Origin of the sequence: Methylobacterium sp. J-048 (assembly GCF_022829515.1) — a bacterium.
Taxonomy (GTDB): Bacteria; Pseudomonadota; Alphaproteobacteria; order Rhizobiales; family Beijerinckiaceae; genus Methylobacterium.
Genome location: NZ_JAKSYL010000146.1, coordinates 104,837 through 117,548, shown reverse-complemented (window position 1 = coordinate 117,548; position 12,712 = coordinate 104,837). Strand labels below are relative to the sequence as shown.

Below are 12,712 nucleotides of genomic sequence, written 5' to 3'. Positions count from 1 at the left end.
CAAAATCAAGATATCAGAGGCTTAGGGCACTATGGTGCCCAGGGACGGAATCGAACCGCCGACACTGCGATTTTCAGTCGCATGCTCTACCAACTGAGCTACCTGGGCGTCGTCCGCGCCGCTGTGGGCCTCGGACGCCGCGGGGTATAGTCAGGACTCTGCGGCCTGTCCAGCCTTGCCGTGACGTCGGCATGACGGAGGCGACGGAAAATTTCAGTCCTCCGAATCCGGCGCCGGAGGTGGCGCATCGGGGTCCAGTTCCTCGGGGATCGCGTAGCGCTCGTTCAGCCAGCGGCCGAGATCGACATCTGCACAGCGCTGCGAGCAGAACGGGCGGAATTCTTCGGCCTCGGGGCGCCGGCAGATCGGGCAGGCCGGGCGGCGGTCTCGGAGAATGGGAATTTCGATCATGCGAGGCTGCCCCAAGAGGCCCTGATCGGATAGCCCTCGCCGTCGAGCAGACTCATGGTCTCGTAGAGCGGGAGCCCGACCACGGCGCTGTAGGAGCCGACCAGCTTCACCACGAAGGCGCCGGCCAGGCCCTGAATCGCGTAGCCGCCGGCCTTCCCGCGCCATTCGCCCGAGGCCAGGTAGCCCTGGATGTCGCGGCCGGAGAGGCGCTTGAAGCGCACGCGGGTCTCGACGATCCGCTCCCGCCTTCCGTTCGGCGACAGCAGGCAGATCGCCGTGAACACCCGATGTGGGCGACCGGAGAGGAGGCGCAGGCAATCGGCGGCCTCGTCCGGCCCCTCGGCCTTGGGCAGCACCCGTCGCCCGACCGCCACCACCGTGTCGGCCGCCAACAGCCAGGTCGGGACCTTCTGGTCCTGATGGTGGAGCGCGGCTTCCGCGGCGGCGAGCTTGGTGCGCGCGAGGCGCCGGGCCAATTCGCGCGGCGGCTCGGCCTTGCGCGGCGTCTCGTCGATGTCGGCGGGAAGCAGCGAATCCGGCTCGATGCCGATCTGCTGCAGCAGGGCCAGGCGGCGTGGCGAGCCGGAGGCGAGCACGAACCGGGTGGCCGGCCCCTGCGTCGCACCGATCGCTTCAGGTGTGGCGTCCATGGTGTCCCGCTCGCACGTTCGGCCCAGAGCGCTCGCGGCATGGCGGAGCGCGCAGAGAGGCGGCGCGTCCCCGTTCCGCCGCAACGGTCTCGATCTCCCCCGCCTGATACGGGATGGGGTCGGGCTTGTGAACCGGACCGATCGGCTCCCGCCGCCGCGCGCGACGACGTGGCTTCTTCAGCTCGGAGAACACCAAGACGTCAACCTCGGCGTCCGAGCACTGACACGTCTCCGTCGATGGCGACATCGGACCGCGATCAAGGTTTTGTTTGGTCGGCTCAAGAAGACGGAAAGCTTTGGCGAGGTTTCGTAACCGGGCATTAACCAAACCGGGCTGAGAGTTCTGGCATCGAAACGGGGTCGAGACCGATGCTGAACGCTGATCCGCTCCTGGCACGCCCGAAGCTCGTGAACGCGGCGCTGCTGGCCCGTGCCCTCGACGGCCTGCGGCCGCAGGTCACCTCGTCGGCCGAGATCTGGCAGGTGCTCACCGACCACTACGTCGTCGATCTCGATGATGTCGCGGCCCTGCTCCCGGCGGTCGAGCCGGAGACGCAGTGGCTTTCGACCCGGGACTGAGCCGGGCGAAATCCATCGCTTCGCAATATCCGTCGCGGCTGGCACGCCGCATGCTTTGTATCTTCGGAACAAGCGAGGAAGCACCCAGGCAACAACAACGCGGCGGCTCGGACGCCAAGAGCACCCCGCGGACCTTTCGATCCATCGAAGCTGAGGTCCGTCATGTCCGACTTGCTGTCCGTTGCCCTGGTCTGTGCCGGCACCCTGCTGGCGCAGGATTGCTCCCGCGATACCGCCCTCGACATCATCGTCGCGCCGGCACACTCGCCGATGGAGTGCCTGATGCACGCTCAGACCATGGCGGCCCAGGCGGGCCTGCCCGGCGGCGGCGACCGCTACCTCAAGATCGCCTGCGAGCATCGCCGGTCCGAGGGCCAGCCCGGCCCGCTGGTCCGCCGCGCCTCCTGAGGCCACCGCGTGCGCCTCCCGCAGCGTCGCCGCGGCCCAGTTTAGAGCTGGTACATCAAAGCCACGGCTCTCGCTTTCCTGTTGGTCTCCGTCTTTTGGCCAGTTGCGGCCCCCGGGCGGTGGGCAGATGCTCCCCGGCCATGCTGATGCAATCCCCATCCCGGCATCCGCCCGAGTTTGCCGTCCCGATCGCCCGCGTGTCGGGCCGGGCGCCCGCGAGTGCCCGCCCGATGCTGTATGATGCGTTCGACCTGCAGACCGACCTCGCCGCCCAGACCCGGGCCTGGGGACGGATGCTGAATGACGCCTGGTCGCCCTGGATCCGGTGGAGCGAGCCGGCCCGGTGGATGTCGGCCAACGCCCGCATGATGATGCGCGCGGGCCTGACCTTCGCGCGGCCCGCCTACGGGATCGAATCGGTCACCGTCGGCAACCGGAGCGTGCCGGTGAGCGAGGAGGCCGTCACGGTGACGCCGTTCGGCACCTTGCTGCACTTCAAGAAGGACATCCACACCGAGCAGCCCAAGGTGCTGATGGTGGCGCCGCTGTCGGGCCATTTCGCCACGCTGCTGCGCGCCACCGTGCGCACGATGCTGCCCGATCACGACGTCTACATCACCGATTGGCACAACGCGCGGGATGTCCCCCTGTCGGCGGGCCGGTTCGGCTTCGATGAATACGTCGCCCACCTGATCCAGTTCCTCCAAACCATCGGTGAGGGATCGCACGTGGTGGCGGTCTGCCAGCCGACCGTGCAGGCGCTCGTCGCCGTTGCCGCGATGGCGCAGGCGAAGGACGCAGCCGCCCCGCGCAGCGTGACCCTGATGGCCGGGCCGGTGGATTGCCGGATCAACCCGACCGGCGTGAACGAGCTCGCGACCTCGAAGCCGATCGAGTGGTTCGAGAAGAACCTCATCGCCACGGTCCCGGCCCGCCACAAGGGCGCCGGCCGCAGGGTCTATCCGGGCTTCGTGCAGGTCTCGGCGTTCATGTCGATGAACACCAAGCGCCACGTCCAGGGCCATTCCGACCTGTTCTGGCACATGGCCAACGGCGAAGACGACAAGGCCGAGGCGATCGAGACCTTCTACGACGAGTATTTCGCCGTCCTCGATCTGGCGGCCGAGTTCTACCTGGAGACGGTCAAGACCGTGTTCCAGGACTACACCCTGGCCAAGAACGAGCTGCGCTATCGCGGCGAGCCGATCGACCTCGGGGCGATCCGCCGGACGGCGCTGATGACCGTCGAGGGCGAGCGCGACGACATCTGCGCCCCCGGCCAGACCATGGCGGCACACGACCTCTGTACCGGGCTGGCCCCGTATATGCGGACGCACCATCTTCAGGCCGGCGTCGGCCATTACGGCGTCTTCGCCGGAAAGCGCTGGGAGACGCAGATATACCCGCAGGTGCGCAACTTTATCCAGGCGCATAACTGACCGGTCGCCCGATCTCCGGTCGCGCCGATTTGACCCGCCGACCGGCGCGGCCCACCATGCTAGCCTCTGGTTGTCGGAGCCCGGATCATCTCGGGCGCCTCTGACATCAGCTCAAGCTTGAGGCGGAACGGTCGGCGTGAACGACAGGGACGGCTTCGACAGCACGACCGGCACCGGGACGGGACAGGCGGCCGCCGCGCGGCTCGACCGGCTCGTCGCCCAGGCGCGGGTGGCATCCCTGTGGGAGCAGGCTTGGCCGGTTCTGTGGCGCGGGCTCGGCGTCCTGCTGCTGTTCCTCGCCTTGTCCTGGGCCGGCCTGTGGCTCGATCTCGCCCCGCTCTGGCGGCAGATCGGGCTGGCCGTCTTGGCGCTCCTGTTGGTCGTCGCGCTCCTGCCCCTCGTGCATCTCGCGCGGCCCGATCGCCGGATCGCTCTGGCCCGGCTCGACCGGGAGGCGGCCGCGCGCGATCCGGCGCTTCGTCACGGCCCGGCCTCGGCGGCGCAGGATTCGCTGGCGGTCGGCGCTGCAGATCCGGGCAGTCGCACGCTCTGGGCGCTGCACCAGCGCCGGGCCGCGCAGGCGGTCGCTTCCCTGAAGGTCGGGCTGCCGCGCCCCGGCATGACCCGGCGCGATCCCTACGCGCTGCGCGCCGGGATCGTCGTTGCCGCGATCGCCAGCCTGTTCGTGGCCGGACCCGAATGGCGCGAGCGGATCGGCGCCGCGTTCGACTGGCACGAGCCAGTCGCCCCGGGGCCGAATTTCCGCGTCGACGGCTGGATCGATCCGCCACTCTACACAAGGCTGCCACCGCTCCTGATCGCCATGGACGGCAGCGACCAGCACCTGCGGGCGCCGGTCAACGCGCAGCTGATCGTGCGGATCGCGGGCCAGGGCAGAGCGGCGGCGAACACGACGCTGACGCCCAATGCTGGCCTCACGCCGATCCCGGGGCAGGATCAGCGTCCTGACCTGCGCGAGGAGCGCTATCGGATCGTCGGCGGCGCCGAACTGGTGATCGTCACCCCGGCCGGGCGCCAGCGCCTGACCGTCGAGGCGATCCCGGACAAGCCGCCGGAGGTGACGGCCGTGGGTGGTCCGGAGATGAACGGCCGCGGCACCTTCAACCTGACGTACCGGGCCAAGGACGATTACGGGATCAGCTCCGCAGAGGGCGTGATCGAGCCGCTGAAGGCCGGCCGCTCGCTGGCGCCGATCCCGCGGATCAACCTCGCGCTGCCGGCCGACGCCTCGGGCGAGACCGACACCAAGACCCTGGTCGACCTGACCGACAGCCCATGGTCCGGCGCGCGGGTGCGCTACCAGATCGTCGTCAAGGACGAGGCAGGCCAGGAAGGGCGCACACCGGTCTCCGAAATCACGCTGCCGGCCCGGCCGTTCCGGGATCCCCTGGCACGGGCGCTCGCGGAGGATCGTCGCCGCCTGGTGACGGCGCCCGATTCCGACCGCCTCTGGGTCCAAAGCGCCCTCGACGCGCTGCTGGTCGCGCCAGACATGTTCACGCCGCAGCCGCCGGTGTTCCTCGGCCTCAGGACCGCCACCGAGCGCCTGCGCCGGGCCAAGACCGATACTGATCTGATCGATGTCGCCGATCTCCTCTGGGAGATGGCCCTGAAGATTGAGGACGGCGACCTGTCGGATGCCGAAAAGCAGCTGCGGCAGGCGCAGGACCGCCTGAAGGAGGCGATCGAGCGCAACGCCCCCGACGACGAGATCAAGCGCCTCACGCAGGACCTCAAGCAGGCCCTCGACAAGTTCCTGTCGCAGATGGCCGAAAAACAGAGCCGCCAACCGCGCGATCCGGGCGAGAAGGGCCAGAGCAACCAGCAATCCAAGACGGTCACGCCCGAGGATCTCGACAAGATGATCCAGGACATGGCCGAGGCTATGAAGCGCGGCGACACCGCCGAGGCGCAGCGCCTGATGGAGCAGTTGCGCAACATCCTGGAGAACCTGCAGACCGCGGAGAAGGGCGGCAAATCCGATCAGGCCAGTCGCGAGATGCAGAAGCAGATGCGTGACCTCGACGCCATGGCGCGCGAGCAGCAGGGCCTGCGCGACGAGACCTTCAAGGAGGGGCAGGAGCCGCAAGGCAGCCAGCGCCCGTCGAATCGCGGACAGCAGCAACAGCAGGGCCAGCAAGGCAGCCGGGGTCAACAGGGCCGGCCGAAGCAGGGACAGGGCAAGCAAGGCCAAGGAAAACAGGGCCAGGGCGAGCAAGGGCAAGGCGAGCAGGGCCAAGGACAGCAAGGCCAGGGCCAGCAGGGTGAGGGACAGCAGGGCAATGTCGGCGACCGCCAGCAGGCGCTGCGCCAGCGCCTGGAGGATCTCGAGCGGCGCATGAAGGAGAACGGCATGCGCGGCGAGCAGGGCCTCTCCGACGCGGAGGATGCCATGCGCGAGGCCGAGAACGCCCTCAAGCAAGGCGATGCCGACGAGGCCGTCGACGCCCAGGGTCGCGCGCTCGAAGGGCTGAAGAAGGGCGCCGAGGGCATGGCGCAGCAGATGCAGGAGATGGCCGAGGGCCAGGGCGAAGGCCAGCAGGAAGGCGGCCAGCAGCCGGGTCAGCAGGGCCAGGCCGGCGCCCGCGACGACGACCCGCTCGGGCGCCCGACCAAGGGCCGCGACATGAGCGACGGCCGCGTCCGAGTCCCGACCGCCGACGAATCCGCCGTCCAGCGCGCCCGGCGCATCATGGAGGAGTTGCGGCGCAAGCTCGGCGATCCCACCCGGCCGCGCGAGGAGCTCGATTATTTCGAGCGCCTGCTCCGGCGCAATTGAGGGCGCGCTCTATCTCCTCCTCATGACACGTAGATCGCCGCCGAACCGGTCTTCCCTTGGCGGCGCGTCGAACGCCCATCGTCTCGCCATGCGGCGGCGCTCCGGATCACGGTGCCCGTCGGGTCCGGATTCTCACGCTCATGTCGTCCAATCTGCTCGTTCTCATCGCCTGTGCGGCGGTCGCCGTCGTGCTGGTGTTCGGCCTCGCCAACATGATGCGGGGCGGCAATGCGAACCTCTCCCAGAAGTTGATGCGTCTGCGCGTGCTGCTGCAGTTCGTGGCGATCCTGATCATCATGGGCGTCGTCTGGTGGCGCTCGGCCTGAGCGCGATAGGAATCGGCAACCATGGCGCACGACGAAACAAGGGTGTGACCGCACCGCCGCACCCCGCGCTTTTCACGGAGTGCCGGGATGAATTGGCCGCCGGGTTCCCGAGGCGCCGTGCTACGCTCGGTAGAGCCAGACCGCCTTGCCCAACCGGCCGAGCCCCATGATTGCCGCCCTCCGTACCTGCACCGCCATTCTCCTCATCGGTGCGGCGATTCTGCCGGCCACCGCGGCCGATGCACCCGCCCTGCCGGCGGCCTACGTTGCGCCGGCCCAGCCGCTGAGCATCGTGTCGGAGGTGCGCATCGGCGGTGCCGTGCAGGATCCCGGCAGCGCCGAGGGCAAGCTTCCGGGCTTCAGCAAGGCCAACGTCAACGGCGAGATCCTGTTCGCCAAGCCGCAGATCAGCGCCGACCCGTTCTGGCAGGCCTTCGTCCCGCGTCCGACGGTGGGCGGCAGCTACAACACCGGCGGCCGGACCAGTTACGCCTATCTCGGCGCCACCTGGACCGTGGAGATCTTCCCCGAGACCCTGGGCCGGCGCGTCTTCCTCGACGGCTTCTTCGGTGGCGCCGCCCATAACGGCTATACGGGCCCCAAGGCGGAAACGCCCTACGGCTTCAACACGCTGGGCTGCTCGCCGATGTTCCGCGAGGCGGCGGCGCTCGGCTATCGCCTGACCGAGCATTGGAGCGTCATGGCCACGGTCGAGCACATGTCGAATGCCGGTCTCTGCGCGAACAATCGCGGGCTGACCAATTTCGGCGGCAAGCTCGGCTACACGTTCTGATCTTCAGGCCGATTGCGCCGTCAGCGGAACGGCCTTACGCCCTAGCCTTCACGGGGTTGCCGGCCCGGCGACCATCTTGAGGCGCGGGTTTCTTGGTCAAGCTCAACCGGATCTACACACGCACCGGCGACAAGGGCACCACTGCCCTGGCGGACGGGCAGCGCCGCTCCAAGGCAGACCTGCGGGTCGAGACCTACGGCACCGTCGACGAGACCAATGCCTGCATCGGCCTGGTCAGGCTGCATACGGAGGGCGCCCTCGACGGGATGCTCGGCGCGATCCAGAATGACCTGTTCGATCTCGGCGCCGACCTCGCAACACCGCCGAGCCCGGAGCCCCTGCCCTACGAGCCGCTGCGCATAATCGCCAGCCAGGTCAAGCGGCTGGAGCGCGACATCGACGCCCTGAACGCGACCATCCCGCCGCTGAAATCTTTCGTGCTGCCCGGCGGCTCGCCGGCCTCGGCCGCGCTTCACCTCGCCCGCACCGTCTGCCGGCGTGCTGAGCGGCTGGCCGTGAGCCTCGCCGACCGGGAGGGCGAGGCGGTTTCGCCGGAAGCGATCCAGTACCTGAACCGCCTCTCGGATTTCCTGTTCGTGGCGAGTCGTACCGCGAACGCCAATGGCGCCGACGACGTGTTGTGGGTGCCGGGCGCCAATCGCTGACTCGGATCGCCGCGGGTCGCCCACACGTCGAAACCCGTTCTGCCCCCAGCGGGGCCTTTTCCAGACCCCTCGACGACGCCGCGTTGACAAGGCGGAAATGTGGCCGTTACGGTCCGCGCGCTTTGCGTGCCTGCCCAGCCTGAGCGCCGAACGCGCGAGGGACCGGCGGGTCCGACGACAAGAATCCCCGGGGAAGGATCGAGACCGCCATGAAGGTGCTGGTGCCCGTCAAGAGGGTGGTGGACTACAACGTCAAGATCCGCGTGAAAGCCGACGGCTCCGGGGTCGAACTCGCCAACGTCAAGATGTCGATGAACCCCTTCGACGAGATCGCCGTCGAGGAGGCGATCCGTCTGAAGGAGAAGGGCACCGTCACCGAGATCGTGGCGGTGTCGATCGGCCCGCAGCAGGCGCAGGAGACCCTGCGCACCGCGCTCGCCATGGGTGCCGACCGGGCGATCCTGGTCAAGACCGACGTGACTTGCGAGCCGCTGGCGGTGGCCAAGCTCCTGAAGGCGGTGGTCGAGAAGGAGACGCCGCAGCTCGTGATCCTGGGCAAGCAGGCGATCGACGACGATTCGAACCAGACCGGCCAGATGCTCGGCGCGCTGCTCGGCTGGCCGCAGGGCACCTTCGCGTACAAGATCGAAGCGTCCGAGGGCAGCCTCGACGTGACCCGCGAGGTCGATGGCGGTCTTCAGACCGTGAGCCTCAAGCTCCCGGCGATCGTCACCACCGATCTACGCCTCAACGAGCCGCGCTACGCCTCGTTGCCCAACATCATGAAGGCCAAGAAGAAGCCGCTTGAGGAGCTGAGCCCCGAGGCGCTCGGCGTCGACGTGACGCCGCGACTCAAGGTGCTCAAGACCGCCGAGCCGCCGGGACGCTCCGCCGGTGTCAAGGTCGGGTCGGCCGCGGAGCTCGTCCAGAAGCTCAAGGTCGAAGCCGGCGTCATCTGAATTTTTTGAGCTGGGCTGCGTTCCCGTCGAGACGGTCGAGCGTGGCCAGCCGCAACCGAGGTTCACGCGCACATGACGACTCTCCTCTTCGTCGAGCACGGCAACGGTCAGATCAAGGATGGCACGCTGAAGGCGCTGACCGCCGCCAAGGGTATCGGCGCGCCGGTCCACGCCCTCGTGCTGGGCAGCGGTTCGAAGGCGGTGGCCGAGGCGGCGGGCAAGCTCGACGGCGTCGACAAGGTCCTGAATTCCGAGGATGCGGTCTACGACCACGACCTCGCCGAGCCGGTGGCGGCGCTGATCGCGTCGATCGCCGAGCCCTACGACATCGTCATCGCGTCGGCTTCGACCACGGGCAAGAACGTGCTGCCGCGGGTGGCCGCCCTGCTCGATGTCGCGCAGGTCTCGGACATCATCAAGGTCGTGGCGCCCGACACGTTCGAGCGGCCGATCTACGCCGGCAATGCCATCCAGACCGTGCAGATTCCCGCCGGCAAGACGGTGATCACCGTGCGCACCGCGGCGTTCAAGGCGGCCGAGGACGGCGGTGCCGCGGCCCCCGTGGAGGCCGTCTCGGCCGCCGCCCCCGAGGCCGGCGGGTCGATCTTCAAGGGCGAGGAGATCGCCAAGTCCGATCGGCCGGAACTGGCTTCGGCCCGGATCATCGTGTCCGGTGGCCGTTCGCTCGGCTCCTCGGAGAAGTTCCACGCGCTGATCGAGCCGCTGGCCGATGCCCTGGGTGCTGCGGTCGGCGCCTCGCGCGCCGCGGTCGATGCCGGCTACGCGCCGAACGACTGGCAGGTCGGCCAGACCGGGAAGGTCGTCGCGCCGGACCTCTACGTGGCCGTGGGCATTTCCGGGGCGATCCAGCACCTCGCCGGGATGAAGGATTCGAAGGTCATCGTGGCGATCAACAAGGACGAGGACGCGCCGATCTTCCAGGTCGCAGATTACGGCCTGGTCGGCGATCTATTCCAGGTTGTGCCGGATCTGCAGGCCGAGATCAGCAAGGCGAAGGGGCAGTAGCGCTCGCGCACGCCCGGACGGGTTCACCCGGTGAGCATTGTCGCAACGGGCGTATCCGCGGGTTCCTTCTGCGAACGAGAATGGTCTAGAAGTCTGGGACGGTCCGTCTTCGCGCGGGCCTCGGCGTCGGCATGATCCACCCCGTCGGGTGGTTGCGCATCAACGGCCGTATGGGGGCACAGGTCGACAGATGGACATGGAGATCAAGCGGGTCGGCATCATCGGCGCGGGCCAGATGGGCAGCGGCATCGCGCAGGTCTGCGCGGCATCCGGCCTCGATGTCCTGCTGAACGACCGCGACCCGAACCGTCTGCAGAACGGCTTGACGTCGATCGACGGCGGCCTGGCCCGGCTCGTTTCGAAGGGCACCATCGACGAGGCCGAGAGCCGCGAGACGCGCGCGCGCATCCAACCGGCCCACGGCTTCGCCGATCTCGGGCCCTGCGATCTGGTGATCGAGGCCGCCACCGAGAACGAGGCGACCAAGCGCGAGATTTTTTCCACGCTGTGCGCCTCGCTCCGCCCGGATGCGATCGTGGCGACGAACACGTCGTCGATCTCGATCACCCGGCTCGCCGCGGCGACCGACCGGCCGGAGCGGTTCATCGGCATCCACTTCATGAACCCGGTGCCGGTGATGCAGCTCGTGGAGCTGATCCGCGGCATCGCAACGGAAGATTCCACTTACGAGTCGGCAAAGGCGTTCATCGCCAAGCTCGGCAAGATCTCGACGATGTCGGAGGATTTCCCGGCCTTCATCGTCAACCGCATCCTGCTGCCGATGATCAACGAGGCGATCTACACGCTCTACGAGGGCGTCGGGTCGGTCGAGTCGATCGACACTGCTATGAAACTCGGCGCGAACCACCCGATGGGCCCGCTTCAACTCGCCGACTTCATCGGACTGGATACCTGCCTGTCGGTGATGCAGGTGCTCTACGAGGGGCTGGCGGATTCGAAGTACCGGCCTTGCCCGCTTCTGGTGAAATACGTCGAGGCCGGCTGGCTCGGCCGGAAGGCCAAGCGCGGTTTTTATGATTATCGCGGGCCGACCCCGATCCCGACCCGCTGAGGCGCTGGGACAAAGCGACCGTCACAGGGGACGGCGCCGGGCGCCGCCCCAACTCACAAACCTTACTTCGCGGTGCCGCCGTTCGCGTTCGGCTGGGCCGGCTGCGGGTAGGACGGGTTGCCGCCGGGAACCGCGCTGCTGTTCGACTGCGCAGCGCCACCGGACTGGCCGTTGACCGAGCCGGTCACTTCGCGGCGCGAGGCATCCTGGCTCTGGCTGGCGTAATCCTTGGGTGAATTCGCGCCGTTCCAGGTCAACAGGCCGACCGTGGCGATCGCCAGCAGGACAAGGCTGCCGACCAGGACCCACAGCACGGGCTTGCCGCGCTCACCCTGCCGGCTGTCCTGCGGATTCAGTCTCTCGGCCATGTTTGTTCCCTCCCGCTCGAACGCCACGCACGTGACACGATTTCGTTATCGGCGGCCAACGCGGCGTCGATGAAACCGGTTCCTCGCGGTCGGCGGCATCACCGCCCGGTGGTGAGCAGGATCTTGCCGAGGTGGGCGCTCGATTCCATCAATTCGTGGGCCTTCTGCGCCTGTTCCAACGGGAAAGTGGCGTGGGTCACCGACCGGATCCGGCCAGCCTCGAGCTCCGGCCAGACATCCTTGCGCAGGCCCTCGGCAATCACGGCCTTGTCGGCCTTCGGGCGGGGTCGGAGCGTCGAGCCCGTGAAGGTCAGGCGGTTGCGCATGATCGGGGTGATGTTCAGGCCATCGACCTTGTAGCCGCCCATCAGGGCGATCATGACGAGTCGGCCGTCCGGCGCCAGCGACTTGAGATTGCGGGCGAGGTAGCTCGCGCCGATCATGTCGAGGATCACGTCGACGCCGCGCCCGTCGGTCAGACGCTTGATCTCCTCGGCGAAGTCGGCCTGCTTGTAGTCGATGGCGGCATCGGCCCCGAGCTCTTCGCAGAACCGGCACTTCTCGGCCGAGCCCGCGGTGGCGAAGACCCGGGCGCCGACATGCTTGGCGATCTGGATCGCGGTCGCGCCGATCCCGCTCGACCCGCCATGCACGAGGAAGCTCTCGCCCTCGGCGAGACGGCCGCGCTGCACGACGTTGGAATAGACCGTGAAGAAGGTCTCCGGCAGGCCGGCCGCGTCGACCAGCGACAGCGCCTTCGGGCGCGGCAGGCAATGGGAGGCTTCAGCCACCGCGAACTCGGCATAGCCGCCGCTGATCACCAGGGCACAGACGTCCGCCCCGACCGAGAGACCGGAGACCCCCTCCCCCAGCGCCGCGATACGGCCCGCGACTTCGAGGCCCGGGATCTCGGTGGCACCGGGCGGCGGTGGGTACAGGCCGGCACGCTGCATCACATCCGGGCGGTTCACGCCCGCAGCGACGACCTCGATCAGCACCTGACCCGGCCCGGGACTCGGCACCGGCGCGGTCTCGACGGCGATCACCTCCGGTCCACCGGGACCGGTGAAGTGTATCCGGCGCATGGTCTCGGGCAGGGCTGGGCTGGCCATGGAAGTATCCTCAACGCGTGCGTGGTCCGGGCCGCGCCCGGAGGCGCGGCCCGGCTGTACTTGCGGCAATGGGCGCGCTTGGCAAGCGTGCGACGGGGCTAGAG

General features: G+C 68.4%; 14 protein-coding genes and 1 tRNA gene. 10 read left to right on the top strand and 5 right to left on the bottom strand.

Going from position 1 to position 12,712, the window contains the following annotated elements; genetic code table 11:
* Window positions 1–32: 32 nt before the first annotated feature.
* From MKL09_RS14350 to MKL09_RS14340, 3 genes are all read right to left on the bottom strand, one after another.
* Window positions 33–108: transfer RNA gene (locus MKL09_RS14350), tRNA-Phe, on the bottom strand.
* A gap of 105 nt (window positions 109–213) precedes the next feature.
* Window positions 214–411 (bottom strand): DNA gyrase inhibitor YacG, encoded by a 198-nt coding sequence (locus tag MKL09_RS14345; protein WP_244021045.1) that lies wholly within the window; start codon window positions 409–411, stop codon window positions 214–216.
* Entirely contained in the window at window positions 408–1,061 is a 654-nt protein-coding gene (locus tag MKL09_RS14340) for a Maf-like protein (protein WP_244021043.1), read from the bottom strand. The genes MKL09_RS14345 and MKL09_RS14340 overlap by 4 nt, the downstream gene beginning before the upstream one ends.
* Window positions 1,062–1,430: 369 nt before the next feature.
* Here MKL09_RS14340 and MKL09_RS14335 point away from each other — a divergent pair, with 369 nt between their 5' ends.
* From MKL09_RS14335 to MKL09_RS14290, 10 genes are all read left to right on the top strand, one after another.
* The gene (locus tag MKL09_RS14335; protein WP_244021041.1) at window positions 1,431–1,640 is read left to right on the top strand and encodes a hypothetical protein; all 210 of its coding nucleotides are present in this window, start codon (window positions 1,431–1,433) and stop codon (window positions 1,638–1,640) included.
* A 162-nt stretch (window positions 1,641–1,802) separates the two neighbouring features.
* Window positions 1,803–2,048: a hypothetical protein gene (locus MKL09_RS14330; protein ID WP_244021034.1), complete on the top strand. Its 246-nt coding sequence runs from the start codon at window positions 1,803–1,805 to the stop codon at window positions 2,046–2,048.
* Window positions 2,049–2,278: 230 nt separating this feature from the next.
* Window positions 2,279–3,487 (top strand): polyhydroxyalkanoate depolymerase, encoded by a 1,209-nt coding sequence (locus MKL09_RS14325; RefSeq protein ID WP_244021068.1) that lies wholly within the window; start codon window positions 2,279–2,281, stop codon window positions 3,485–3,487.
* 136 nt (window positions 3,488–3,623) lie between these two features.
* Entirely contained in the window at window positions 3,624–6,287 is a 2,664-nt protein-coding gene (locus MKL09_RS14320) for a TIGR02302 family protein (RefSeq protein ID WP_244021032.1), read from the top strand.
* 140 nt (window positions 6,288–6,427) lie between these two features.
* A complete protein-coding gene (locus tag MKL09_RS14315; RefSeq protein ID WP_244021030.1) occupies window positions 6,428–6,613 on the top strand; it encodes a twin transmembrane helix small protein in 186 nt (61 codons plus the stop codon).
* 166 nt (window positions 6,614–6,779) lie between these two features.
* Window positions 6,780–7,406 (top strand): acyloxyacyl hydrolase, encoded by a 627-nt coding sequence (locus tag MKL09_RS14310; RefSeq protein WP_244021029.1) that lies wholly within the window; start codon window positions 6,780–6,782, stop codon window positions 7,404–7,406.
* Window positions 7,407–7,498: 92 nt separating this feature from the next.
* Window positions 7,499–8,071 carry a cob(I)yrinic acid a,c-diamide adenosyltransferase gene (locus MKL09_RS14305; protein ID WP_244021028.1) on the top strand — a complete coding sequence of 191 codons (573 nt, stop codon included), beginning with the start codon at window positions 7,499–7,501 and terminating at the stop codon, window positions 8,069–8,071.
* Window positions 8,072–8,280: 209 nt separating this feature from the next.
* On the top strand, window positions 8,281–9,030 hold the full coding sequence (locus MKL09_RS14300) for an electron transfer flavoprotein subunit beta/FixA family protein (RefSeq protein ID WP_244021027.1): 750 nt from the start codon (window positions 8,281–8,283) through the stop codon (window positions 9,028–9,030).
* Window positions 9,031–9,102: 72 nt separating this feature from the next.
* Window positions 9,103–10,056, top strand: coding sequence for an electron transfer flavoprotein subunit alpha/FixB family protein (locus tag MKL09_RS14295; RefSeq protein ID WP_244021026.1), 954 nt, complete (start codon window positions 9,103–9,105; stop codon window positions 10,054–10,056).
* A gap of 190 nt (window positions 10,057–10,246) precedes the next feature.
* On the top strand, window positions 10,247–11,128 hold the full coding sequence (locus tag MKL09_RS14290; RefSeq protein ID WP_244021025.1) for a 3-hydroxybutyryl-CoA dehydrogenase: 882 nt from the start codon (window positions 10,247–10,249) through the stop codon (window positions 11,126–11,128).
* 62 nt (window positions 11,129–11,190) lie between these two features.
* Here MKL09_RS14290 and MKL09_RS14285 read toward each other — a convergent pair whose 3' ends face one another.
* Window positions 11,191–11,496 carry a hypothetical protein gene (locus MKL09_RS14285; RefSeq protein ID WP_244021024.1) on the bottom strand — a complete coding sequence of 102 codons (306 nt, stop codon included), beginning with the start codon at window positions 11,494–11,496 and terminating at the stop codon, window positions 11,191–11,193.
* A 98-nt stretch (window positions 11,497–11,594) separates the two neighbouring features.
* Window positions 11,595–12,608, bottom strand: a complete 1,014-nt coding sequence (locus MKL09_RS14280) for an NAD(P)H-quinone oxidoreductase (RefSeq protein ID WP_244021023.1) — start codon at window positions 12,606–12,608, stop codon at window positions 11,595–11,597.
* Window positions 12,609–12,712: the final 104 nt, after the last annotated feature.

Excerpts from the sequence above, each read along its gene's own strand:
- MKL09_RS14300 (WP_244021027.1), top strand. The coding sequence starts at position 8,281 with ATGAAGGTGCTGGTGCCCGTCAAGAGGGTGGTGGACTACAACGTCAAG.
- MKL09_RS14280 (WP_244021023.1), bottom strand. The coding sequence starts at position 12,608 with ATGGCCAGCCCAGCCCTGCCCGAGACCATGCGCCGGATACACTTCACC.
- MKL09_RS14330 (WP_244021034.1), top strand. The coding sequence starts at position 1,803 with ATGTCCGACTTGCTGTCCGTTGCCCTGGTCTGTGCCGGCACCCTGCTG.
- MKL09_RS14315 (WP_244021030.1), top strand. The coding sequence starts at position 6,428 with ATGTCGTCCAATCTGCTCGTTCTCATCGCCTGTGCGGCGGTCGCCGTC.
- MKL09_RS14325 (WP_244021068.1), top strand. The coding sequence starts at position 2,279 with ATGCTGTATGATGCGTTCGACCTGCAGACCGACCTCGCCGCCCAGACC.
- MKL09_RS14290 (WP_244021025.1), top strand. The coding sequence starts at position 10,247 with ATGGACATGGAGATCAAGCGGGTCGGCATCATCGGCGCGGGCCAGATG.
- MKL09_RS14310 (WP_244021029.1), top strand. The coding sequence starts at position 6,780 with ATGATTGCCGCCCTCCGTACCTGCACCGCCATTCTCCTCATCGGTGCG.
- MKL09_RS14285 (WP_244021024.1), bottom strand. The coding sequence starts at position 11,496 with ATGGCCGAGAGACTGAATCCGCAGGACAGCCGGCAGGGTGAGCGCGGC.
- MKL09_RS14340 (WP_244021043.1), bottom strand. The coding sequence starts at position 1,061 with ATGGACGCCACACCTGAAGCGATCGGTGCGACGCAGGGGCCGGCCACC.
- MKL09_RS14345 (WP_244021045.1), bottom strand. The coding sequence starts at position 411 with ATGATCGAAATTCCCATTCTCCGAGACCGCCGCCCGGCCTGCCCGATC.
- MKL09_RS14335 (WP_244021041.1), top strand. The coding sequence starts at position 1,431 with ATGCTGAACGCTGATCCGCTCCTGGCACGCCCGAAGCTCGTGAACGCG.
- MKL09_RS14295 (WP_244021026.1), top strand. The coding sequence starts at position 9,103 with ATGACGACTCTCCTCTTCGTCGAGCACGGCAACGGTCAGATCAAGGAT.